The organism is Paenibacillus sp. MER TA 81-3 (assembly GCF_023713585.1).
Taxonomy (GTDB): domain Bacteria; phylum Bacillota; class Bacilli; order Paenibacillales; family Paenibacillaceae; genus Paenibacillus_B; species Paenibacillus_B profundus.
This window is the reverse complement of the sequence record NZ_JAMAWB010000156.1, coordinates 1-245: the sequence shown is the minus strand read 5'-3', so window position 1 is coordinate 245 and position 245 is coordinate 1. Positions and strand designations below refer to the sequence as shown.

Annotated in this window: 1 rRNA gene; it reads right to left on the bottom strand. The window is 51.8% G+C overall.

From position 1 onward, the window contains the following. Positions 1–19 precede the first annotated feature (19 nt). A 23S ribosomal RNA gene (locus M3650_RS31670) occupies positions 20–245 on the bottom strand; the annotation flags it as partial.

Here is a 245-nt window from a genome sequence, read left to right as displayed (position 1 = left end):
TGCTTCGAATCATATTGCTTAGGATAAGCCCTCGACCGATTAGTATTCGTCAGCTCCACACATTGCTGTGCTTCCACCCCGAACCTATCTACCTCGTCGTCTTCAAGGGGTCTTACTAAATTGGGAAATCTCATCTTGAGGGGGGCTTCACGCTTAGATGCTTTCAGCGCTTATCCCTTCCGTACGTAGCTACCCAGCCATGCCTCTGGCGAGACAACTGGTACACCAGCGGTACGTCCATCCCG